The organism is Spirillospora sp. NPDC048911, assembly GCF_043198015.1.
Classification (GTDB): Bacteria; Actinomycetota; Actinomycetes; order Streptosporangiales; family Streptosporangiaceae; genus Spirillospora.
On record NZ_JBICUD010000013.1, the window covers coordinates 93,594 to 115,994 of the forward strand.

Here is a 22,401-nt window from a genome sequence, read left to right on the forward strand (position 1 = left end):
GGGTACGAGGCGGGCCCGGTGCCGGATACTGTGAGATCCGGTGCCACAGCGATCACCGGAGGGGGCATGGAGGAAATCGGCTTCATGTGCGCCCGCTGCGGCGGTGAGGTGCACGACGTCACACACAACCGGGAGGGCACGCTGGACGGGGTGGGATACCGCCACAACCAGCGGGTCGAGCCCTGGGACCACGAGCTCGAGCTCGCGGTCGGCAACGCGGCGCAGCGCGACCACGGCTGCGACTTCTGCGGCGGCGCCGAGCCGAGCTGGCTCTACTACCCCACGCTCGACCCCGAGGACACCGACATGTTCGAGGTCGAGCTCGACACCACCCAGCTGTCCGACGACGACACGGCGGTGGCCGTGCTCAACATGCTCTACCCGTGGTACTCCTGCGACACCTGCTCGGTCCTGGTGGCCGACCGCAAGATCGAGCTGCTCATCGCCCGCGCCCTGGAGCGCACGCCCGTACCGGCGGACGGCCCGGTCGACGAGGAGACGGTGCGCGCCCGGCTCAAGGGCTCGTTCTCCGTGTTCTTCACCACCCGCCCGGGGCGCCCCCAGCCGTCCCGCGCCCTCTGAGACCCGAACTCCCCCTCCCCGCGCGGCGTCCAACCGCATGTGGAGGGGGCCGGGCGTGCGCGCACCCCCGGCTCGGGGATGTCCGACCACCTCATTATGATCGATCGCGTTTTGGTCGGATTGGGTACTTCGGGGGTTGGTGTGTTCATCGAGACGCGGTTCTGCGGGCCCGACGGCTCGGGCAACGGCGGCTACGTCGCGGGGTTGCTCGCCGGGCACGTCGCGGCCGACACGGTCACCGTGACGTTGCGCCTCCCGCCGCCGCTCGCCGTCCCTCTGTCGGTCACGCCGGAGGACGACTTCGGCAACAGCGTGCGGCTGTGGCACGGCGAGCAGCTGGTCGCCGAGGCGCTCGCCGGCGCGATCGTGGTGCCGCCGGTGCCGCCCGTCCCGTACGAGGCGGCGCTGGAGGCGGCGGAGAAATTCCGGACCACCGAGAGCCACCCGTTCCCCCGGTGCTTCGTGTGCGGCCCCGAGAGTGACGGCCTCCGCCTCGAACCCGGCCCGGTGGGCGACGGCACCGTGGCCTCGCCCTGGACGCCCGCCGAGGCACCCTCACCCGAGACGATATGGGCGGCGCTCGACTGCCCCGGCGGCTGGGCGTTCGACCCGGCGGGCCGCCCGGCGGTGCTCGGCACGATGACCGCGCAGGTCACCGCGCTGCCGGAAGCCGGCGAACACTGCGTCGTGATGGGGCTGGCGCGCAGCCGCGAGGGCCGCAAGCTGCACGCGGCCACGGCGGCGTACGGGGCGGACGGGCGGCTGCTGGGCCGTGCGGAGCAGATCTGGATCGAGATCGACCCTGACCGCTTCAGGACGTGAGGCAGAAGTCCCGGCTGACACGGGACTTCCGCCCCCTTCTTGGATGAGGCGTCGAAAATGTGTCGCATGACGCCAATCCGGCGCGGCAGGATGGCTTCAATGCGTTCAGTCTGAGCATCCGCGACCAACGGAGGTCGGGCCAGATGAGCGGAAGTGGATTCCTCATCCTCGGCGTGGCGGCGCTCGCGGCCTACATGGGCATCTCGTGGGAACGAGCCCGCCGTGCGCTCTGGGACGTGCGCATCGGCAGGCAGCGCGTCTCCAACCTGCGCCACACGGCGGTTCAAAGGCAGTTCCAGGCCGTGCTGATCGTCGGCGGCTCGCTCCTGGCGATCTACCTGATCGCCCGGCAACGCTGACCGACGGCCCCCCGCCCTGAGCGCGCGGCACTCAGGGCCAGCGCTGCCGAGTCCCTGCGGCGCCCAGCCCCGCAGTGGTTAGGGGCCGGCGAAGAGGGGGTCTTCTCGGTCGATCACGAAGCCGTTCGTGCGGTCTCCGTGTGCGGGCGGGTTGCCGCCGTTCATCGGGTGGTTCCCGGGCGCTGCGGGGGGCTGGCCGGGGGCGGTCGGGTACGGGCCGCTCAGCAGGGAGGGGCCCGGCGGCTGCGGGTCGCGGGGCTGGGTGTAGCCGCCGGTCTGTGAACGGCCGGCGGGCGGCGGCGCGCCTAGGGGCGACGGGGCGTGCAGTGGCGGGCCGGCCTGCGGGGGCGGGCCCTGCCCCAGCGGGGACGACGCGGGCGGCATGTTGGACGACAGCGTGTTGTGCGTCAGCTGGTCGATCTGGCGCCGGGCGCGGTCGGCTTCGGCGCGCGCCGCGTCCCGTTCCTCGGCCAGCGCGGTGAGCGCGGCCTGCTGCTCGGCGACCGACTGCGACAGCTGGCGCAGCTGGAGCGCCTGGTCGTTGATCGTGGTGTTGAGCTCGTCGCGCTCGGCGGTGGCCTGCTGGGCGAGTGCCTGGGCGGCGTCGCGCTCCTTGACGGCCTCCTCGGCGCGGGAGGCCGCTCGTACCGCCTCGGCCTCCGCCTCGGTCTGCGCGCGCAGTGCGGCCGTGCGCTCCGCCTCGGCCTTGCTGGCCGACTGCATCGCCCGCTGGCGCTGCGCCTCGGTGTCGCGCATCGCGGTGCGCAGGTCTTCGGCCCCCTGCTTGGCCACGGCCGCCTCGACGCGGTGCGTCTCGGCCAGGCCCTCGGTCTCGGCGACCTTGGCGTGCAGGGTCACCAGTTCGGCGCGGCTCGCCTCCAGCGCGGCGAGCAGTTCGGTCTCGCGGGCGGCGATACGGTCGCGTTCGCTCTCGGCGGCGAGCTTCGCCGACACCGCCTGCTGCGCGATCTGGTGCGCCTCCTCCCAGGCCTGCTGGGCGGCGTCACGCTTGGCGGTCGCGAGCTTGGACTCCTCGCGCGCCTTGGTGGCGTCCTTCTCGGCGGCGTCGGCGCGCTGCCGGGCGGAGGCCGCCTCCTGCCAGGCCTCCTCGGCCTGCCGCTGGGACGCGTCGCGCTCGTTCTGCGCGATCGACAGCTCGCGGGCGGCCTCGGCGCGCACCTCCGCGACCCGCTTCTCGACGCCCGCGACGCTCAGCTCGGAGGTCAGCGATTCGGCGAGGAGGTCGGCCGTCTGCTCCAGGCGTTCGACCATCTCCCAGGCCGAGGCCACCTGGCCGGTGAGGCCCGGCGCGTCCCGGCCGCGCTCGCGGCGTTCCAGCGCCTCGCGCGCGCAGGAGCCGTCGTTGTCCTGGCAGTAGCGAATCGTGCGCACGGCTCCGACGGGCTGGGGCACCGGGCGGCCGCAGTTGGCGCACGGCCACACCGCGACCGGGTCACCGACGCGCGCCACGGCGGTCTCGGGCTCCGGCGAGGGTGCCCCCACGGGGACGCCGTTCACCTGCCCCTCACGCGTGGTGCCGGCGCCGGAGGCCGCGGCCGGTGAGGGCGCGACCTTCTCCCCGAGGCCGCCAGTGTCGCGCTCATCGCTGTTTGGCATGGGATGAACGATACGCACTCTTCCACGAGGCTGCAGTGACTTGGGGGGTATATGGGATCTCCCACGTGCGGATCAGGCCCGGGTCAGACCCACGATCAGTCGCGTGGATCGCCCGTCGCCACGGCGTCTTGATGCGCGCGCCAGCGGTCCATCAGGCCGTCGAGTTCCTTGCGCACGAACTCGAAGAACTCCGTCGCCTCGGTGAGCCGGCGGCCGGCGGCGGACTCGGGCCCGACCACGTCCGCCCCCTCCGCGAAGCTGCTGGAGTACTGGGCAAGGAGGGCGTCGCGGCTCGCCAGGGCGTCCTGCCACGCGTCGTCGCGCACCCGGAAGATGTCGCGGCGCGAGCCCGGCTCGCGTTCGCGGATGGCCAGGTGGAACCGCGTGAGGTAACGGACCGCGCCGGACACCGCGGCGGGACTCACCTGGAGCATCTGCGCCAACTCCGCGGCGGTGAGGGCACCCGAGTCGGTGACCATCAGCGCCACGAACACCCGCGCCGGCATCCGCGGCCAGCCGCTCTCGGCCAGGACCGAGGTGAACCGCTCGATGAACCTCAGCACGACCTCGTCATCGCGCACGGCGTCGGGCGCAGTGTTGGACGCGGAGGGGGTCGGGTCGGTCACTCGGCATCATCTCCCCAGGTCGGCTGCTCCCGAGAGTTTATCCGATTCATAAGATTCACGTTTTCGTGAAACTAGTGTACGTTCTGAACCATGAATACCGCCATCTCTGTGCGCGGCCTCGTCAAGACGTTCGGCCGCACCCGCGCGCTCGACGAGCTCGACCTCACCGTCACGAGCGGAGAGGTGCACGGCTTCCTGGGCCCGAACGGCGCCGGCAAGTCGACGACCATCCGGGTCCTGCTCGGGCTGCTCCGCGCCGACTCCGGCAGCGCCGAGCTCCTGGGCGGCGACCCCTGGCGGCAGGCCACCGAGCTGCACCGCCGCCTGGCCTACGTGCCCGGCGACGTGACGCTGTGGCCCAACCTGACCGGCGGCGAGGTGATCGACCTCATGGGCAGGCTGCGCGGCGGGCTCGACCCCGAGCGCCGCCGGGACCTCCTCGAACGCTTCGAGCTCGACCCGAAGAAGAAGGGCCGCGCCTACTCCAAGGGCAACCGCCAGAAGGTCGGCCTCGTCGCGGCGCTCGCGTCCGACGTCGAGCTGCTGATCCTGGACGAGCCGACCTCCGGCCTGGACCCGCTGATGGAAGAGGTCTTCCAGCAGTGCATCCAGGAGGAGCGCCGCAGCGGCCGCACCGTCCTGCTCTCCAGCCACATCCTCAGCGAGGTCGAGTCGCTCTGCGACCGGGTGACCATCATCCGCAAGGGCCGCGCGGTCGAGTCGGGCACGCTCAGCGAGCTGCGCCACCTGACCCGCACCTCGATCCAGGCCGAGCTCGCGAGCCCGCCGAACGGCCTGTCCACGATGCCGGGCGTGCACGATGTCGAGATCGACGGCAACAAGGTCAAGCTGGAGGTCGACAGCGTCAAGCTCGATCCGGTGCTCAAGCAGCTCGTCCAGTCCGGCGTGGTGAGCCTCACCAGCCAGCCGCCGACGCTGGAGGAGCTGTTCCTGCGGCACTACGAGGACGACCTGCGGGCGAACGGAGCCGGGGTCGCACAGGAGGAGGCGTCCCGATGAACGCGCTGACGGGCACCGGCGGCCTCGCCCGCCTCGCCCTCCGCCGTGACCGGGTGATGCTGCCCGTATGGACCGCGATCTTCGTGCTGACGGCGTCGTCGACCGCCTCGTCCACCAAGGGCCTGTATCCCACGGTCGAGTCGCGGGTGAAGCTCGCCTCCAACACCAACGACACCCCGTCGCTGGTCGCGCTGTACGGCAAGGTCTACGACCCGACCTCGCTCGGCGCCGTCTCGATGCTCAAGATGAACATCTTCGGGTCGCTGCTGGCCGCGATCCTGTCGATCCTCGTCGTCGTCCGGCACACCCGGCAGGAGGAGGAGAGCGGCCGTCTGGAGCTGGTCGGCGCCACGGCGGTCGGGCGGCGCGCCCCGCTGACCGCGGCGCTCCTGGTGGTCCTCGCCACCAACGTGACGATCGGCCTGCTCGCCGCGCTGGGCCTCGTCGCCGCCGGGCTCCCCGCGGCCGGCTCGTTCGCCTCGGGCCTGGCCTGGGCGAGCGTCGGCATCGCCTTCGGCGCCATCGCCGCCGTCGTCGCCCAGCTGACCGGCAGCGCCCGCACGGCCATCGGCATCTCCTCGGCGGTGCTGGGCGCGGTCTACCTGATCCGCGCCGTCGGCGACACCTCCGACGAGAACGGCCCGCGGTGGCTGTCGTGGCTGTCCCCGATCGGCTGGGGCCAGCAGTTCCGCCCGTACGCGGGCGACCGGTGGTGGGTCGCCGCCGTCACGATCACGTTCGCCGCTGTCATGGTCGCCGTCGCCTACGCCCTGGTGGCCCGGCGCGACCTGGGCGCCGGGCTGCTGCCGGACCGGCCGGGCCCGGCGAACGCGGCCGCGAGCCTGAGCAGCCCGCTCGGCCTGGCCTGGCGGCTGCAGCGCGGCTCGATCATCGGCTGGACGATCGGCGCCCTCGTCGGCGGCCTGCTGTTCGGAAGCATGGCCACGAACGTGGACGGCATGCTGGAGAGCGACAAGGCCCGCGAGTTCGTCGAGAAGCTCGGCGGCAGCACGCAGAATCTCAGCGACGCCTTCCTCGCCACCGAGCTGGGCTTCGTCGCGGTGTTCGCGTCGGTGTTCGGCGTGCAGGCCGCCATGCGGCTGCGCGCGGAGGAGACCACGCAGCGCGCCGAGCCGCTGCTGGCCACCGCCGTCGGCCGGATCGGCTGGACGTTCAGCCACCTCCTCCTCGCGCTGCTGGGCACCGCGCTGATCCTCGTCACCGTCGGGCTGGGCGCCGGGCTCTCCTACGGCGGCGCGACCGACGACATGGGCGAGGTCGGACGGCTCACCGGCGCCTCGCTGGCCCATATCCCGGCCGCCTGGGTCGTCGTCTCGATCGTGATCGCCGCGTTCGGGCTCGCGCCGCGGCTCGTCGTGGCGGGCTGGGCCGCGCTGGTCACGTTCCTGCTGGTCGGCGAGCTCGGGCCGCTGTTCGAGCTGCCGGAGTGGCTCATGGACGTGTCGCCGTTCGCCCACTCGCCCCGCCTGCCCGGCGGCGAGCTGAGCGTCACGCCGATCGCCGCGCTGCTCGCCGTCACCGCCGTGCTCATCGCGGCCGGCGTCTACGGCTTCCGCCGCCGCGACATCACGAGCTGACCATCGGACGTGTCTTTATATGCTGGGGCGATGGCCGAAATGAAGTGCACCCAGTGCGGGTCCGCCGACCTCGAACCCGGCTTCATCGAGGACGCGGGCGAGCACTCCCGCGGCTACGCGCGCTGGATCGCCGGGCCCCTGCAGCGCGGGGTGTTCGGCGGCGCGAAGCGGATGGGCAAGCAACGCTGGCGGGTGGACGCCTTCCGGTGCCGCAACTGCGCGCACCTGGAGCTCTTCGCCGGCGAGATGAGCTGACTCAGCCGCTCGGCCGGTAGGGCTCGGCCAGCCAGTAGCCGGGATCGTCGGGTGACGGCAGGTCCGGCGTGGCGAGCAGCCGCAACATCCGGCGGAGCTGCGCGTTGCGGTTGTGGCGGTGCCACACCACCGACCACGGGGCGAGCGGTACGGGGTCCACGAGCCGGATACTCCACAGCTCCGAGCTCCGCGGCGTCTCGATGGACGCCTCCCCGAGCGCGACCGCGCGGCCCTCACGCCGGACCAGCTCGCCGTAGTGGTGGAGGCCGACGGCAGGCTCGACGAAACGGATCGGAATGCCGAACCGGCGGGCCAGCCGGGTCAGAAAGGCGCGCGCCTCGGTGGCGTCGCCCGGGTCGGGCATCACGATCCCCGCGTCCCGCAACTCTTCCGGCCGCATCGTCTCCCGGCCCGCGAGGGGATGGTCGGCACCCACGAAGGCGTGCATCGGCTGGACGTGCGACAGCCGGTGGTCCAGCTCCGGCGGCAGTGGCTCCCCGAGGTCGTGGACCTGGCCGAACGCGGCGTCGATCTCGCCGCTCCGGACGGCGGGCAGCGCGACCGCGAGGCCCTGGCGCATGCTCGGTTCGATCCGCAGCTCCGGGTCGCGGTCGAGCAGATCCCGGAGCACCCCGAGCGGGCTGAACCGCTCGTCGAAGACGTCCACCCGCAGCCGCCCCCGGCCCTCCCGCACGGAATCCACCGCCGCGTCGAACGCGACCAGCGCGTCCTTGGCCTTCGGGAGCAGCCGCCGTCCCGCCGGTGTCAGCTCGACGCGGCGCGTGGTGCGCTCGAAGAGCGGCTGCCCGAGGGCTTCTTCGAGCCGCCGGATGCGCTTGGAGAGGGCCTGCTGGCTGAGGTACATCCGTTCGGCCGCCCTGCCGAAGTGCATCTCCTCGGCGGTGGCCACGAAGGCGCGCATGCCCTGGAGATCCACGTCCATGCCCTCAGCATCGATTCACAACCCGTGGTTGTCAAAACGGCGCAAACGGCTGTTGGACACCCGTCCTGAGCAGCGGATTTCCTGAGGTCATGACCAAAGACTCCACCCCCTCCATCAGTGATCCGGTCTTCCAGCGGCTGCTCCAGCAGCGCATCGTCTTCCTCGGCCAAGAGGTGGACGACGCCATCGCCAACCGGATCTGCGGCGAGATGCTGCTGCTGTCCGCCGAGGACCGGACGCGGGACATCCACCTCTACATCAACTCCCCCGGCGGCTCCGTCACCGCCGGGATGGCCATCTACGACGTCATGCAGTACATCCCGAACGACGTCGCGACGCTCTCGCTGGGCTTCACCGCGTCCATGGGCCAGTTCCTGCTATGCGCGGGCACGCCCGGCAAGCGCTACGCCCTGCCGCACGCGCGGATCCTCATGCACCAGCCGTCCGGCGGGATCGGCGGCACCGCCTCCGACATCGCCGTCCAGGCCGAGAACATGCTCTTCACGAAGCGCACGATGCAGCGGCTGATCGCCCACCACACCGGCCAGACCGTCGAACGGATCGAGGCCGACTCCGACCGCGACCGCTGGTTCACCGCCGACGAGGCCAGAGAGTACGGCTTCGTGGACGAGGTGGTCGGCAGCGTCCCGAACATCCCCGCCGAGGCAGGCGTCTGACCCCGGGACACGCCCCGGGGCGAACGGCCCGGCTACGGGGTCAGCTGGGCCATCGCCTTGCGGATTCGTTTTTCCGACACCGGATAGCGCGTGCCCAACTGGACCGCGAAGAGGCTGACGCGCAGCTCCTCCAGCATCCAGCGGATCTGGCGAGCGGCCTCATCGTCTCGGCGGGCCGGATGGAGCCGTTGCAGTGTCTGCTCGTATTCCTGTTCCAGAACCGCGACCTGATGCGACAGCTGACGGTCGCGGTTCGGGTTCTCGGGAAGCTTGTCCAGCCGGATCTGGAGTGCCCGGAGATAACGCGGGACGTCTGCCAGGCGGTGCCAGCCGGTCTCGGTCACGAAGCCCGGATGGATGAGCTTTCCGAGACGGTCGCGGATGTCGGTCAGGGACGGTACGAGGGTGAGGCTGGTCGTACCGCGCAGGCGCCGGTCGATCTCGTGCGACTCGGCGAGGACGCGTTCGACCTGCGCGACGATCGCGGCCGTGGCGTCGTGGAGCTCGGCCCGGACGTGGTCGTAGAGGCGGGTGAAGGCCTCCTCGTCCCACGCCGGCCCCCCGGCCTCGGCGATCAGCCGGTCGGCGGCGGCGGTGACGCAGTCGTCGAAGAGCGCGGCCACCGATCCGTGCGGATTGTGGCTGAGGGCGAGCTTGCCCTGGTTGGTGAGGCGCCCCTGGATGAGCTTGACCGGGGACGGCGCGTTCAGCAGGACGAGGCGCCGCGTGCCCCGCCACATCGCGCGGCGCTGCTCGGCCTCCGTCTCGTACATGCGGACGGCGACGCTGTCACCCTCGTCGGTCAGCGCCGGAAAGGCCTTGACCTCGTAGCCCGCTTGTTTTCGCTCGTACGTGCGCGGCAGCTCGCCGATCGTCCACTCGCGCAGGCCCGCGCGTTCGAGACCGCCCGCCGACGCCGCCTTGGAGAGCGTGCCGCGCACCTTGCCCTTGAGCTCGCGCTTGAGGGCGTCGAGGTCGGGGTCTTCGGCGAGCGTGCGCTTGCGGTCGTCGATGACGCGGAACGTGAGATGGAGGTGGGCGGGTAGCCGGGACAGGTCCCACGCCTCGCGTGCGACCGGCACGCTGCTCATGGCGGTGAGCTCGCGTTCGAGGGCGTCGAGGAGCGGCTCGGTGCGCGGCGACACCCGTTCGAGGACGCGACGCGCGAAGTCGGGGGCCGGGACGAAGTTGACGCGCAATTGCTTGGGCAGCGAGCGGATGAGCTCGGTCACCAGCTCACCGCGCAGGCCCGGCACCTGCCAGTCGAAGCCGTCGGGCTTGACCTGGTTGAGCACCTGCAGCGGGATGTGCACGGTGACGCCGTCGGCGTCGGTGCCCGGCTCGAACTGGTAGGTCAGCCGGAGACGCAACGGCCCCTGCTGCCACACGTCGGGATAGTCGGACTCGCTGACGTCGTCGGCGCTCTCGTTGATGAGCATCGACTTCTCGAAGCTGAGCAGATCGGGCTCGGTCTGGCGGGCCTTTTTCCACCAGGAATCGAAATGCCTGCCGGAGACGACGTCGTCGGGTACGCGTTCGTCATAGAAGTCGAAGAGCGTCTCGTCGTCCACGAGGATGTCGCGGCGGCGGGCGCGGTGCTCCAGCTCCTCGACCTCTTCGAGGAGCTCGCGGTTGTCACGGAAGAACTGATGGTGCGTCTCCCAGTCGCCCTCGACCAGCGCGTGCCGGATGAACAGCTCGCGGGAGAGCTCGGGATCGATACGGCCGTAGTTGACGTTCCGCTGAGCGACGATGGGCACGCCGTAGAGGGTGACCTTCTCGTACGCGACGACGGCCGCCTGTTTCTTCGACCAGTGCGGTTCGCTGTAGGTGCGCTTGACAAGGTGCTCGGCGAGCGGCTCGACCCACTCGGGCTCGATCTTGGCGTTGATGCGCCCCCAGAGCCGGGACGTCTCGACGAGCTCGGCGGCCATCACCCAGCGCGGCGGCTTCTTGAACAGCGACGACCCCGGGAAGACGGCGAACTTGGCGCCGCGCGCCCCGAGGTATTCCTGGCCGCGGCGGCGTGCGTCCTTCTTGTCGCCGCCCTTTTTCTCGGTGTCCTTCTTGTCGATGTCCATCAGGCCGATGTGCGACAGCAGGCCCGCCAGGAGCGAGACGTGCACGCGGTCGGGCGGCGCGTCGGCGCTGTTGACGGTGACGCCCAGCGATTTGGCGACCTGGCGCAACTGGCTGTGCAGGTCCTGCCATTCGCGCACGCGCAGGAAGTGCAGGAACTCGTTCTTGCACATCCGCCGGAACGCGCTGCCCGACAATTCCCGCTGCTGTTCGCGCAGGTAATTCCAAAGGTTGAGGTACGCCATGAAGTCGGATGTCGGATCGGCGAACCGGCGGTGCTTGTCGTCGGCCGCCTGCTGGTGCTCGGCGGGCCGTTCGCGCGGATCCTGGATCGACAGCGCGGCCGCGATGATCAGGACCTCGCGCACGCAGCCGTTCTTGTCGGCCTCCAGCACCATCCGCGCCAGCCGCGGGTCGACCGGCAGCTGCGCCAGGCGGCGGCCCAGCGGGGTGAGGCGCTTGCGCGGGTCCTGCTCGTCCGGGTCGATGGCGCCCAGCTCGTGCAGCAGGTCGACGCCCGCCTTGACGTTGCGCCGGTCCGGCGGCTCGACGAACGGGAACGCGGCGATGTCGCCGAGCCCGAGGGAGGTCATCTGGAGGATGACCGAGGCCAGGTTGGTGCGCAGGATCTCCGGGTCGGTGAACTCGGGGCGGGACTCGAAGTCCTCCTCCGAGTAGAGCCGGATGCAGATGCCCTCCGACACACGGCCGCAGCGGCCCTTGCGCTGGTTGGCGGACGCCTGTGAGACCGCCTCGATGGGCAGCCGCTGCACCTTGAGCCGGTGGCTGTACCGGGAGATGCGCGCCGTGCCGGGGTCGACGACGTACTTGATGCCCGGCACCGTGAGGGAGGTCTCGGCGACGTTGGTCGCCAGCACGATCCGGCGGCCGCGGTGGGCCTGGAAGACCCGGTGCTGCTCGGCCGCGGACAGCCGTGCGTAGAGCGGCAGGACCTCTGTGCCCTGACCGCCTGGGCCGCCCTTGCGTCCCTGGAAGTGTTTCTGGAGGGCGTCGGCCGTGTCGCGGATCTCGCGTTCGCCGCTCAGGAAGACGAGGACGTCGCCGGGGGCCTCCAGCGCCAGCTCGTCGACCGCGTCGAGAATCGCCTGGATCTGGTCGCGGTCGGGGTCGGCCTTGGGGTCCTCGGGATCGATGACCGGGCGGTACCGGACCTCCACGGGGTAGGTACGGCCGGACACCTCGACGATCGGCGCGTCGTCGAAGTGCTCGGAGAACCGCTCCGGGTCGATGGTCGCCGAGGTGATGATGATCTTGAGGTCGGGGCGGCGGGGCAGGATCTCCCTGAGATAGCCCAGCAGGAAGTCGATGTTGAGGCTGCGCTCGTGCGCCTCGTCGATGATCAGCGTGTCGTACTGGCGCAGCAGCCGGTCGGTCTGGATCTCGGCGAGCAGGATGCCGTCGGTCATCAGCTTGACGAGCGTGTCGTCGCTGGAGTGGTCGGTGAACCGGACCTTGTAGCCGACCGCCTCCCCCAGGGGCGTCTTGAGCTCTTCGGCGATCCGGTCGGCGACGGTGCGCGCCGCGAGGCGCCGCGGCTGGGTGTGCCCGATCGCGCCGTAGATCCCGCGGCCGAGCTCCAGGCAGATCTTGGGCAGCTGGGTGGTCTTGCCGGACCCGGTCTCGCCCGCGACGATCACGACCTGGTGATCGCGGATCGCGGCCAGCAGATCGTCCCGCTTCTGGCTGACCGGCAGCTCCGGCGGATAGGTGACCGCGGGCATGGCCGCCCGCCGGCTCGCCACCCGCGCCGCCGCGGCGTCGACGTCGGCGGCTATCTCGCCGGTGATCTTGTCCCGCCTCCTGGCGTCCCGCATCTTCTGCGTGCCGTCGATGCGGCGGCGCAGCCGGTGCCGGTCCCGCAGCATCAGCTCCGGCAGGCGCGCGCGAAGGTCGGCGAGCGGCGATTTCACAGGCGTCCTCATACGTTCACTAAGGATATGGCTTCAGACCGCAAGGCCTGATCGTCGGGCGGGCGGCAGCCGGGCGGCGCCAGCCGGGGTGGCGCTAGCCCGGGTGGTGCCGATCAGGTAACGGCAGCCGGGCGAGCGGGCGTCTCCTGCGGGTCTCCCCGCAACCTTGGCACCGTAGCTTCCCGGGCCGCCGGGCGGCGATCCATTTTCCGGGACGACCGGTGGAGCTTCCGGGACGACCAGTGAGACGTGGAGGCGGCCGACGGAGGGACGGAGGTGACAGGTGTGAGGGGCCTGGACGGGCCCGGCTTTCGGTCATCCGGCCCTGGCGAGGCGGCGACCCGTCTGTCCAACATTTGCCAAGGCCGGTGAATTCCTGGGCTTTATACGGCTGGTCCACCAGTTGACCAGGAGTGGTCCGTAAGTGAGGATATAGGGGCGTCACATGTCTGATCCCTTGAAAGGACTCCCCGAAAAGCTACGCATCATTCATGATGGGCGACCATGGAGACTCCGCGAGCGGCTGGGCGCTACCGGATCGACAGGCTCCTTGGCTCCGGCGGCTTCGCCGCCGTCTGGCTGGGCCACGATTCGGAGCTGGACGCCCCCGTGGCGATCAAGATCCTGGCCGACCACTGGGCGCAGCGCGAGGATCTCCGCGAGCGGTTCGTGCAGGAGGCCCGGCTGCTGCGGTCGGTCGACTCGCACCGGCTCGTCCAGGTCTTCGACATCGGCGAGCTGCCGGACGGGCGTCCCTATTTCGTCATGAGCTACGCCGACCGCGGCACGCTCGAAGAGCTGCTCGCCGCCGGTCCCCTCCCGCTGAACGACGCGCTCCACCTGGCCCGCGAGATCGCCCGCGGCGTGGAGGCGCTGCACGCCCACGGCGTCGTGCACCGCGACCTCAAGCCGTCCAACGTGCTGATCCGCTCCACCGACGGCGCCGACCGGATCATGATCGCGGACCTGGGCATCGCCCGGACCGACGACCGGCTGTCCAGCCTGACCCTCCCGGCCGGGTCACCGGGTTACATGGCCCCCGAACAGGCGCAGATCGACGGCGCCCCGGACAGGCGTTCCGACGTGTACGGGCTGGGCGCGCTCACCTATCACATGCTCACCGGCGAGCCTCCCGCCGAGCGACGGCGGGTGCCGAGCGAGGTGCGGCCGACCGTGCCGCACAACATCGACTCCGTCGTGCAGCGCGCTCTGGAGCCCGACCGGGAGCTGCGCTGGCCCTCGGCCCACGACTTCGCCCAGGCGCTGTCCCAGACGCTCGGCAGGGTCGACACCGATCCCCTCCCCCACACCCGTCCGGTCCCCAAGCGGCACAGGTGGCGCAAGGGCCGGTTGCTCTGGACGGCCGGCGGCGCGCTGGCGGCCCTCCTCCTGGTCACCGGCGGCACCGTGTGGGCGATCGCGGGGGACGACGAGCGCGCGAACCACGCCCCGGCCGCGCCGCGCAAGGAGCACGGCGCGTCCATGGGCGACCCGAACGGCCGGTGGCTCCGCACCGACCGGGGCATCCCGCCGCAGTACCGCCGCCTGATCGTGCGGGCGGGCACGTGGTGCGAGATCCCCGGGCTGAGCCCGGCCCTGATCGCCGCCATGCTCAAGACCGAGAGCAACTTCGACCCCGACCTGTCGGATCCGAAGGCCGACGAGTACGGCATCGCCCGGTGGACGCCGTCGGTGCTGTCGCGCTGGCAGCCGGGCGGGTCCAACAACCCCGCGCCGCGGCCCGCCGACATCACCCCGGAGCTCTCCGTCCCGGCGATGGGCCGCTTCCTGTGCTCGCTCGGCCGCCAGATCGAGACCGTTCCGGGTGATCCGGCGCTCAACCTGGCAGGGCTCTACCGCAGCGGCGTCGAGAAAGTGAAGAAGTCCGGCGGCGTGCCTCCGGCATACCGGCCGTACACACAGAAGGTCGACCAGTACCTGAAGATCTACCGCCCAAGCTGACCGCATGCGGGGCCGCGCCGGAAAATACGCGAGCAGAGCCGCCGTGAGCCGGTTGCGCGCCTCCGCTGTGGATCACCCGCGACGCTCGCGCCGGAGAGTCCATCGGGAGCCGTTCCCGGCGCCTCCGCCGTGAAGTCCCGCCGGGGGCCACTTGCACGGTTGGCGTTATTTGCGTGCTTCCTTGGGGACGCGGGGCACCAGGCGGAGCGCCAGTCCGGGGCACATGGCGACCGCTCGCCGCGCGTCCGATTCGAGGGCCGCCGGGATCGGCTCGGAGGGGATGACCGGGTAGTTGTACTCGTCCATCCGTACGGTGCCGCGCAGGATGTCGGCGCAGAGTCCGTGCCCGTCGCAGCGGCTCCAGTCGACCTCCAGCCGCAGTTGCGCGTCCGTCTCGGCGGGCAGGACGCCCAGAACGGGGCGGCCGCAGCCTCCGTACGTCACATGCTCGACGGCATCGGACTCGAAGACGTCCATCGCCGACAGGACGAAGCGCGACACCCCGTCCGGATGGGCGCAGGCGCCCCGTCCGACCACCATCCGGGCGGCACGGCGGATGCGTTCCAGCGCGGCCGCGGCGTCCCGCCCGCCCGCCAGCGCGGCCAGCGCCCCGGCGACGTCGGGCAGGCCGAGCCGGCAGGGCCCGCACTGCCCTGCCGACTCGGCCGCCATGTAGCGGACGACCCGCGCGACCTCTCCGATCGGGCAGGTGCCCCGGCCGAGCGGCATGACGATGCCCGCGCCGAGCGTCCCGCCCGCCTCCCGCAGGCTCACCCGCGACACCTGGGTACGGGTGGCGATGTCGCCGGTGAGCCAGGCGCCGTGGTAGCCGCCGACCAGCACGCCCTCGCCCGCTCGGCTTCCGCACAGGTCCAGCAGGTGGGCCAGCGGTGCCCCCGCCGGAGTCTCCACGACCGCTGGGAACCGCGCCGATCCGGTCACGGTGAGCAGGACGGTGCCCGGTTCCTCCGGGATGCCGGCCTTCGCGTACCCGTCGGGCCCGAGCCCCGCGAGGACGGCGAGCTGCGCGTAGGTCTCCGCGTTCGACAGCAGCGTCGGCAGGCCGTCGACGCCCCGCGTGGAGGCGTGGCCCTTGCGGCCCGGCGGGATGGGACGGCGCCCGTTGATCCCGCGGACCAGCGCGCCGCTCTGCCCGGTGATGAACCGTTCAGGCAGCCGGACGACCCTGGCGCGGTCTCCCAGCTGTCGTTCCTGGATCGCCAGCTCCATCGAGGCGGCGGCGTCCTCGTCGGTCACGCCGAGCACGATCTCGCGCGCGCCGAGCGCCGTCGCGGCCAGGGCGGCGCCGTCCAAGATCAGGTGAGGCGCGCGGCAGAGGAGGACCTTGTCCTTGGCGCTGCCCGGCTCGCCCTCGGTGCCGTTGACGACCACCACGGTGCGCTTGCGGCGGCGCACGGCGCTATTGACGACGGCTCGCAATTTGTTGGCGAACGGAAAACCCGCCCCGCCCCGGCCACACAATTTCCCTGCCTCGGCAAGAGCGATCAGCTTGTCGCACTCAAGCATTTGCGGGACGGGGTGCATGCTCCGGTGCGCGTCCCAGTCGACGCGGCCGCCGCCCTCCACCCCCCGGGTGAGCCTGGCGGGACCGATCTGCCGAACGGCGATCTTGGTCATGCCGTCCTCCCCGCGCGCGGCCGCAGGAACGGCCGCGCGATCAGCGCCAGCACCACCGCGGCCAGGCACAGCGCGTAGGCCGCCTTGACGAACGGGGGCGCGTCCCTGCCCGCCGACAGGCCGTGCCAGATGCCCATGGGCCAGGCGACGTACGCCGTCAGATGCAGCAGACGCCAAACCCAGGGCCTGCCAGTCGGAGCGAAACGCCCCCGCGCGATCCCGCTCGCGATCGCCACGACCAGCAGGTAGAACGCCACCGTCCCCACCGCGTACGTCAGTGAGGCCGAGAACGGCACGAACGCCTGCACCATGCCCACCCGATGCCGCGCCAGCTGCGTGATCAGGTGCGCCACCAGCATCGACACCGACAGGAAGGCCACCGCCCGGTGCACGGCCTGCGCGTGCACCCGGCGCTTCGGGGACAGGATCGTGCGATCGGTCGCGAGCAGCCCGATCATGACCGCCAGCGAGAGCGTGACCAGGGCGAAAACACCGCAGTAGAAGTCCAGGAACCGGCCGAGGGCCCGGCCGGCGGGACCGATCCAGCCCATGCTGATCGCCATCCCGAGCAGCCCGCCGGCCACCGCCGTCACCACGAGGAACAGGATCAAGCCCACCGGCAGGCGGCGGCGCCGGCCGGAACCCCGCCCTGCCGGCGAGCCCGTCCCCACGCCGAACCCTCGCGTCCCCTCGTGGGCGAGCCTGCGATGGTCGGGAGCCATCACCTCAGCCTCTCAGGTAGTCCGTCGCGAACTCCTCTGGCCAATTCGACGCGTGCGCTTCGAGGTCAGTTCGCCGGACGGATGGACCACCTGGCCGTAACCGGCCGTCCCCGGACCGTCACTCGATCAGGGACACGGCCTCGTCGCACCCGGAAGCCGTCCCGGAGGGCACGCGTCCGTCCACTCGGCGACCCGAACACTCTGAGTATATATCGCCTGACCTGGGGCGATCTTGCGATTGTCGGTTCCCTGCTTGACGACGACCGCTTGCGTGCCCATGAGGAGATCTCGTGAGGGACTCAGGAAAAGCCGCCATTCGAGGACCCCGAGCCTCGAGGTCTTTTCGGTCATCGCCACGGCGAGCGCGGGCCGTCCCAGCGGATCCTTGACGGTGCCGAGACTCCGGCCCCCTGGAAGGGTCCCGAGCATGCGGTAGACCGCGATGCGCGTCTCACGCGGCAGGGGCTGTTTCTCTGCGTTCAAAAGCGCGGCACCCTCCCGGAACAACCACACGTCGGGATTGCGCGGCAGGCCCCCGTGATCCCGCGCCCAGGTGAGCATGGCGAGCCGCAGCTTGAGCGGATCGTGCGGAAGATCCCGGGCGTCCCCCTCGTAGATGGCGTCGCCGGCGAGTTCCGGCCCCTCCGGCGGGCTCGGCGGTGCCACCCCCATGTCGGGGTCGGGATTCTCGTTCGGCTGCGGCGAGCCGTCCCGGCGGTAGGCGACCGCGTCATCGGCCGTGATCGGGGCGAGCCGCGCCCCACCCCACGAGATGACTCCATCGCCGTCCCGGCGGTCCGTCGGCGCCCAGACCTCGATCGGGTACGTCGCCACCAGCGCATAACGGTTGCCACGGTGGTCCCGCTGGAACGCGTGCCGGACCTCGCCCTTCGTGTGCCAGAAACGCCCCGTCGCCGGAGCCCTCTCAGCACGCTGCGCTGCCGCCAGCATGACCGCGTGCGCCTCTCCGCTGGTCACCAGCGTCTGCTGTGGTATCGGCTCGCTCCGAAGCAGGCCGACCGCGACCGCGGCCCCCGCCACTGGAAGAGCGACCAGCACCCACCGCCGCCGGCGCTTGAGCCGCGCGCCAAGAATCTCCCTCCGAAGCCCGTCAGCCCGCTCGGCCGTGTCTCCGAGGTCCTCCACCCGCACAGGATTGGCCCTAGCAAGCCGATCCATCAGCTCCTGATCGTTCATCGCGCCCCCTCCTGAACCTCACGAACGGCGAGCTTCTTCCGAGCCCGATGCAGCCGCACCTTGAACGCGGATACCGAGCACCCGAGCGCGTACGCCGCCGACTTCTGGTCGAGCCCCTCCCAGCTCACCAGGAGCAGCGCCTCGCGATCCTTGACGGGCAATTCGCCGAGCGCGGCCATCAACTCCGCGTTCTCGGCGACACCCGCCGCATGGTCGGCGACAACCCCCTCACCCTGCCTCGCGACCCGCCCGGCCACCCGCGCCTGCCGCGCACTGGACCGCCGCTCGTTGGCCAGCCGGTTCGCCGCCGTCCGGTAGAGCCAGGGCAGCGGTTCCTCGGGCAGCCTCCCGATATGCCGCCAAGCCGCGGCGAAGGTCTCGGCCACCACATCTTCGGCCCGCGCAGCGTCCGTCCTCCGCAGCGCGTACGCGAGCACCTGGGTATGGTGCCGCCGGAACAGCGCCGTGAAGCGCTCCTCATCATTCACAAGGCTCCCTCGCGTCCTGTCGTCCTCCCCTTAGGTCCGGCAGACCCGCGGAGGTTACACAGCACGCGAAGGCTTCAGCCGACAGGCTCCAGCGCCCAGGACTCGACGCCGCTCACCAGGCCCACCCGCAGCGGAAGCATCCGGATGAAGAGGCGCCCCAGCGCAAGCCCCTCAGTGGACGCGGCGGCAGTGAGCACGAATCCCCCCTCGTCCTGCTCACCACGCGTGAGCCGCCAGCCGTACGACTCGTCGGAGCCGCGCAGTTCGTCGGTCATCTCGTCAGGATGCCGGTCGTCCCCGAGGTACCTGCCCGTCGCGACGTTGCGGAAGGTGTAAACACCGGCCTCGTAAGCGACATCCCACTGCTGCGACGCGTCATGCTCCGGCTCGGTCAGGACCACACGGCGGTCCTGCATCGTCAGCATCCCGGAGGCGCCCCTCACGGTGTAGCGCCCGCCCGCGACCAATTGATCAGTCATGCCGGCTCCTCTCGGCAGACCCCCACCCAACCCAGCCTGCGCCGAGCCACCCAAGACCACCACCGCAAGCCCCGACCGAATCCGGCCGTAGGTATCCACACGCGGACATCAGAACACGGCCGACCAGGAGACTTCGCTCCAATGCCGGCCGACCGGCAGCTAGCGTTGATGAGCGATGGCGTTCGTAGCCGACGCCGCTGACAAGCCCATGGTGAACTGGGCAGCCGTCACGGCCGGGTACCTGACGCCTTGAGCCGACGCTCGATCCTACGGCGTAGGAGGCATTTCACCGTATCGTCGAACAAGCCCGGACTACCGGCTGGTTCATTCGCCGATCGGCCGGACACCAGACGCACCCACTATGCCAAAGACACCAGGACAGGAGCTAACTACGCCGAATGGCGGCAAACAACCCGGCTAGAGCATCGATGGAAACGGCGAGCACTGGGCCGCCGTCCGGAGTCTTGGAATCCTGGATATAAATGGTCGAGCCGACTGAAGCGAGCTCGACACAGCCTCCGCTTTCACTCGCCGAAGCCTTGATCCATGTGACCTCTTTCAGGTCACCGACGGAACGCAGGGCACCGGCTCTACGGATCGCAGTAGTACCGGATGGCTCTGTCGCAACCACCACGTCCCCCATCGGGCCCTGAGGCCTGCTCTCACACGGCTTTCCACCGACCACGGTCACAGTAGCTCGCATCTCCTGTGACCTAGCCTGCCCAGACGCGGCGACACGGAAAAGACGAGGGGCCTTTTTTACCATACCAAGACGGAGCAAGGGTAGTGGGAATTTGCACCCATTTGATGCCTATTGACCGAAATGGGCCACAAGGGTCCGTCTGCGGTAAGCAGGATGTCAGCGCCATGTCAGGTCGGCGCCGCGTCAGGCCATGGAACCGATGATGTCTTCGATGAAGGCGGTGGCTTCGCCCTCCGAGAGGACCAGGGCACGGAGATTCTCGAACGCGACCCGATAGTCGGTGATCCGAGAGTCACGATCAGTCACCGTGAGGTCGGACGTGCGGGCGTTTTCCAGGAAAAGAACGTCACCCAGCCTGCTGTCGGCGAACTCCAAAATCGTGAATTCCCCCATCATCCCGAAGTGGGCTCCGTTCTTGAACGGAATCACTTCGATCGAGATGTTCGCCTTGTCTGCCATGGTAATCATGTGCTGCAATTGCCGTGGCATGATGCTCGGGTCCACCTGCCCGCCGACCTGACGCCGCAGCGCCGCCTCGTCTATGACCATGATCACCGAGTCGGCCCGATCAAGGACCATCTCCTGGCGCTGCATGCGCACCTCGACCACGATGTCGCGCTGCGCGTGTGATCCGGAGACGAACTCGATGGTGAGCGCATTGGCATAGTCCTCCGTCTGCAGGAGGCCCGGGATCATCAGCGGCTGGAAACTGCGGATGGTCGAGGCGCCCGCCTCGTACCCGATGAACTCGGAATACTCAGATGAGATCTCGTTTCGGTAGAGCGCCCACCACCCTCGCTGCCGTCCGTCGCGGGCAAGCTCGGTCAGTTTGGCCACATGCGGATCAGATTCCTGCAAGCCGTAATAGCGCAGCAGTGCATGGAGATCGGTCGTAGAGATTCCGACCGTGCCGCCCTCGATACGGATGAGCTTGGACGGCGACCAGTCCAGGGCCGCCGCCACCTGGCCCTGGGTCGATCCGTTCGCCAGGCGCAGCCGCTGGAGCTCACTGGTCAGAATCGCACGCTGGACCACCGGACCCGGCCCGGAAGGCATGGCCATGCCAACCCCTTACTCGTCGAGTAAAGATCGAAATCGGCTCTACGGCAGACGGACACGTTGCCGTTAGCCGCCCTTCGAGATGCATTGATTAAATCAGCGAGATAGCAAGGTGCCAACACCCAACAGCAGGATCCGGCAGAATGCGAGCAGGACATGCACGTACGCCGGAACGCAAGATGGCAGATGGCCTGGACGCACCTGGTCACATTGTCTGATAACACCTTTACGCGCTGCCGCAACTCCAGCATCATCGGCCAGAGCAGGCTCTCTCGTTGCGACTACCCGTTGTGACTGGCGGCAGGGAGCCTGGTTTCACTGTGCCATGTATCGAGTTGGCAAAGGGTCAAAGGGAATTCATCTATCTGCGTGTCGGCAGATCAACGTCGGCGGAACGCCGTAAAAAGGTGCCGCATAATGTCAGGCAGACAAGAGAAGCGCCGGCGGGGCCCCCGCTGCCACGGGAACCCCGCCCCTGGAGACCGAAGAAACCCCCGCACAGGAAGGCTCTCGTTCCGTGCTGAGCATACGACTCAACGGTCATCAAAAACCACCCGTAGCAACGATCGGTACACTCTCGCAATCCCCCGACCCCGTCCCGGAGGTCCAGGTATTCGCACCTCGGAGTTACACTTCCCTGCTCGCCCTCGACATCATTTCGTTCGGTGCGGTTCATCGCGATGAGGGGATTCAGCGGCACCTGCGGCGCGTGATGTACGAGGCGATCCAGGAGGCGTTCTCCATCACGCGGCTGTCGTGGTCGGCCGCCCACCATGAGGATCGGGGGGACGGGATCCTGATCGTGCTGCCGCCGGTGGTGCCGACGTTCCTACTTCTCGATCCGCTGGCACACCATCTCAACGCGGTGCTGCGGCGGCACAATCTGATGCTCAGCGAGATGGCGCGGCTGCGGCTTCGGCTCGCGGGGCATGCGGGGTTCGTTTACGTGGATGAGTACGGCGTCGGGGGACGCGCGGTCAATCATCTCTTCCGGATGCTGGAGGCCTCGGATTTCAAGGAGGCGATCGAGCTCGCCGGGACGGATCTCGGCCTCATCGTCTCCGACGAGATGTACCGGGACGTCGCCGGCAATGGGGCCTACATCAACCCGGAGCGGTATCGGTCGCTGCGGGTGAAATGCAAGGAGACCGTGGCCGACGCGTGGCTCTGGCTGCCGTCTCCGGCCCGGTGCGGGTGTGGTTAGGCGACGGGGACGGGAGTGCCGTCGCTTCAGGTGACCGGGTTGAGGGACCAGGAGCTGCTGTGGGTGTCGGGGTCCATGAGGGCCGCGCGTGGGGGGTGGACGCGTTTGAAGCCTCTGGTCAGGACTAGGCCGCTGGTCGATGCGGCGGAAGCCAGGACGTATTCGCCGGGTTCCTGGGTGCTCGGGGTGAGGCGCCAGGGGTAGGGCTTGGCTGTGCCGAAGAGGTCTAGGAGCACCTCGTCGGGGTCGTTGTCGTCGCCTAGGTAGACGCCGGTCGCTACGTTGCGGAAGGTGTAGACGCCCGCGTCGTAGTAGACGTCCCACTGTTGGCGTGCGTCATCCTCGTTGGGGTCGATCAGCACTACGGCGTCCTTCATGGCCAGTGCGCCCGCGCCGACGACGGTGTAGCGGCCGTCAGGTACCAGTTGGTCGGTCATCGT

The 22,401-nt window shown here is 69.9% G+C and carries 21 protein-coding genes; 9 read left to right on the forward strand and 12 right to left on the reverse strand.

Annotated elements, in window-relative coordinates:
* The first annotated feature begins 66 nt into the window (after window positions 1–66).
* The 3 genes from ACGFNU_RS43620 to ACGFNU_RS43630 all read left to right on the forward strand — a co-directional run bounded on the left by ACGFNU_RS43620 (window position 67) and on the right by ACGFNU_RS43630 (window position 1,763).
* On the forward strand, window positions 67–582 hold the full coding sequence (locus ACGFNU_RS43620) for a hypothetical protein (RefSeq protein WP_392602545.1): 516 nt from the start codon (window positions 67–69) through the stop codon (window positions 580–582).
* 141 nt (window positions 583–723) lie between these two features.
* On the forward strand, window positions 724–1,404 hold the full coding sequence (locus ACGFNU_RS43625; protein WP_392602546.1) for a hypothetical protein: 681 nt from the start codon (window positions 724–726) through the stop codon (window positions 1,402–1,404).
* A 143-nt stretch (window positions 1,405–1,547) separates the two neighbouring features.
* The gene (locus tag ACGFNU_RS43630; protein ID WP_392602547.1) at window positions 1,548–1,763 is read left to right on the forward strand and encodes a hypothetical protein; all 216 of its coding nucleotides are present in this window, start codon (window positions 1,548–1,550) and stop codon (window positions 1,761–1,763) included.
* A 78-nt stretch (window positions 1,764–1,841) separates the two neighbouring features.
* Here the strand turns inward: ACGFNU_RS43630 and ACGFNU_RS43635 are convergent, their stop codons facing one another.
* Window positions 1,842–3,380, reverse strand: coding sequence for a chromosome segregation ATPase (locus ACGFNU_RS43635; RefSeq protein ID WP_392602548.1), 1,539 nt, complete (start codon window positions 3,378–3,380; stop codon window positions 1,842–1,844).
* A 95-nt stretch (window positions 3,381–3,475) separates the two neighbouring features.
* Window positions 3,476–4,006, reverse strand: coding sequence for a GbsR/MarR family transcriptional regulator (locus tag ACGFNU_RS43640; protein WP_392602549.1), 531 nt, complete (start codon window positions 4,004–4,006; stop codon window positions 3,476–3,478).
* A gap of 90 nt (window positions 4,007–4,096) precedes the next feature.
* Between ACGFNU_RS43640 and ACGFNU_RS43645 the strand changes: the two genes are divergently transcribed.
* From ACGFNU_RS43645 to ACGFNU_RS43655, 3 genes are read left to right on the forward strand one after another with little or no spacing between them, the layout of a single operon-like run.
* Window positions 4,097–5,026: an ATP-binding cassette domain-containing protein gene (locus ACGFNU_RS43645; RefSeq protein WP_392602550.1), complete on the forward strand. Its 930-nt coding sequence runs from the start codon at window positions 4,097–4,099 to the stop codon at window positions 5,024–5,026.
* Window positions 5,023–6,624 (forward strand): ABC transporter permease, encoded by a 1,602-nt coding sequence (locus ACGFNU_RS43650; RefSeq protein WP_392602551.1) that lies wholly within the window; start codon window positions 5,023–5,025, stop codon window positions 6,622–6,624. The genes ACGFNU_RS43645 and ACGFNU_RS43650 overlap by 4 nt, the downstream gene beginning before the upstream one ends.
* Before the next feature lie 30 nt (window positions 6,625–6,654).
* On the forward strand, window positions 6,655–6,879 hold the full coding sequence (locus tag ACGFNU_RS43655; protein WP_392602552.1) for a hypothetical protein: 225 nt from the start codon (window positions 6,655–6,657) through the stop codon (window positions 6,877–6,879).
* Window position 6,880: 1 nt separating this feature from the next.
* Here the strand turns inward: ACGFNU_RS43655 and ACGFNU_RS43660 are convergent, their stop codons facing one another.
* Window positions 6,881–7,822, reverse strand: a complete 942-nt coding sequence (locus ACGFNU_RS43660; RefSeq protein ID WP_392602553.1) for a LysR family transcriptional regulator — start codon at window positions 7,820–7,822, stop codon at window positions 6,881–6,883.
* 89 nt (window positions 7,823–7,911) lie between these two features.
* Between ACGFNU_RS43660 and ACGFNU_RS43665 the strand changes: the two genes are divergently transcribed.
* Window positions 7,912–8,499: an ATP-dependent Clp protease proteolytic subunit gene (locus tag ACGFNU_RS43665; RefSeq protein ID WP_392602554.1), complete on the forward strand. Its 588-nt coding sequence runs from the start codon at window positions 7,912–7,914 to the stop codon at window positions 8,497–8,499.
* Between the two features lie 32 nt (window positions 8,500–8,531).
* Here the strand turns inward: ACGFNU_RS43665 and hrpA are convergent, their stop codons facing one another.
* Complete coding sequence (gene hrpA / locus ACGFNU_RS43670) at window positions 8,532–12,521, reverse strand: ATP-dependent RNA helicase HrpA (protein ID WP_392602555.1); 3,990 nt, start codon at window positions 12,519–12,521, stop codon at window positions 8,532–8,534.
* 492 nt (window positions 12,522–13,013) lie between these two features.
* Here hrpA and ACGFNU_RS43675 point away from each other — a divergent pair, with 492 nt between their 5' ends.
* Window positions 13,014–14,471, forward strand: coding sequence for a serine/threonine-protein kinase (locus ACGFNU_RS43675; RefSeq protein WP_392602556.1), 1,458 nt, complete (start codon window positions 13,014–13,016; stop codon window positions 14,469–14,471).
* Between the two features lie 165 nt (window positions 14,472–14,636).
* Here ACGFNU_RS43675 and ACGFNU_RS43680 read toward each other — a convergent pair whose 3' ends face one another.
* The 7 genes from ACGFNU_RS43680 to ACGFNU_RS43710 all read right to left on the reverse strand — a co-directional run bounded on the left by ACGFNU_RS43680 (window position 14,637) and on the right by ACGFNU_RS43710 (window position 20,760).
* On the reverse strand, window positions 14,637–16,109 hold the full coding sequence (locus tag ACGFNU_RS43680) for an NADH-ubiquinone oxidoreductase-F iron-sulfur binding region domain-containing protein (protein WP_392602557.1): 1,473 nt from the start codon (window positions 16,107–16,109) through the stop codon (window positions 14,637–14,639).
* Window positions 16,106–16,831, reverse strand: coding sequence for a hypothetical protein (locus tag ACGFNU_RS43685; RefSeq protein ID WP_392602558.1), 726 nt, complete (start codon window positions 16,829–16,831; stop codon window positions 16,106–16,108). Before ACGFNU_RS43685 ends, ACGFNU_RS43680 begins: the two co-directional genes overlap by 4 nt.
* A gap of 126 nt (window positions 16,832–16,957) precedes the next feature.
* Window positions 16,958–18,028: a hypothetical protein gene (locus ACGFNU_RS43690; RefSeq protein WP_392602559.1), complete on the reverse strand. Its 1,071-nt coding sequence runs from the start codon at window positions 18,026–18,028 to the stop codon at window positions 16,958–16,960.
* On the reverse strand, window positions 18,025–18,516 hold the full coding sequence (locus ACGFNU_RS43695) for an RNA polymerase sigma factor (protein ID WP_392602560.1): 492 nt from the start codon (window positions 18,514–18,516) through the stop codon (window positions 18,025–18,027). The genes ACGFNU_RS43690 and ACGFNU_RS43695 overlap by 4 nt, the downstream gene beginning before the upstream one ends.
* A gap of 74 nt (window positions 18,517–18,590) precedes the next feature.
* The gene (locus ACGFNU_RS43700; RefSeq protein ID WP_392602561.1) at window positions 18,591–18,995 is read right to left on the reverse strand and encodes an RICIN domain-containing protein; all 405 of its coding nucleotides are present in this window, start codon (window positions 18,993–18,995) and stop codon (window positions 18,591–18,593) included.
* Between the two features lie 385 nt (window positions 18,996–19,380).
* Window positions 19,381–19,761, reverse strand: a complete 381-nt coding sequence (locus tag ACGFNU_RS43705) for a DUF397 domain-containing protein (RefSeq protein WP_392602562.1) — start codon at window positions 19,759–19,761, stop codon at window positions 19,381–19,383.
* A 120-nt stretch (window positions 19,762–19,881) separates the two neighbouring features.
* Window positions 19,882–20,760 carry a helix-turn-helix domain-containing protein gene (locus tag ACGFNU_RS43710; RefSeq protein WP_392602563.1) on the reverse strand — a complete coding sequence of 293 codons (879 nt, stop codon included), beginning with the start codon at window positions 20,758–20,760 and terminating at the stop codon, window positions 19,882–19,884.
* Window positions 20,761–21,469: 709 nt separating this feature from the next.
* On the opposite strand from ACGFNU_RS43710, the gene ACGFNU_RS43715 reads away from it, so the two are divergent.
* Entirely contained in the window at window positions 21,470–21,961 is a 492-nt protein-coding gene (locus ACGFNU_RS43715; RefSeq protein ID WP_392602564.1) for a hypothetical protein, read from the forward strand.
* Between the two features lie 26 nt (window positions 21,962–21,987).
* On the opposite strand, the gene ACGFNU_RS43720 is transcribed toward ACGFNU_RS43715, so the two are convergent.
* The gene (locus ACGFNU_RS43720; RefSeq protein ID WP_392602565.1) at window positions 21,988–22,398 is read right to left on the reverse strand and encodes an RICIN domain-containing protein; all 411 of its coding nucleotides are present in this window, start codon (window positions 22,396–22,398) and stop codon (window positions 21,988–21,990) included.
* Window positions 22,399–22,401 lie beyond the last annotated feature (3 nt).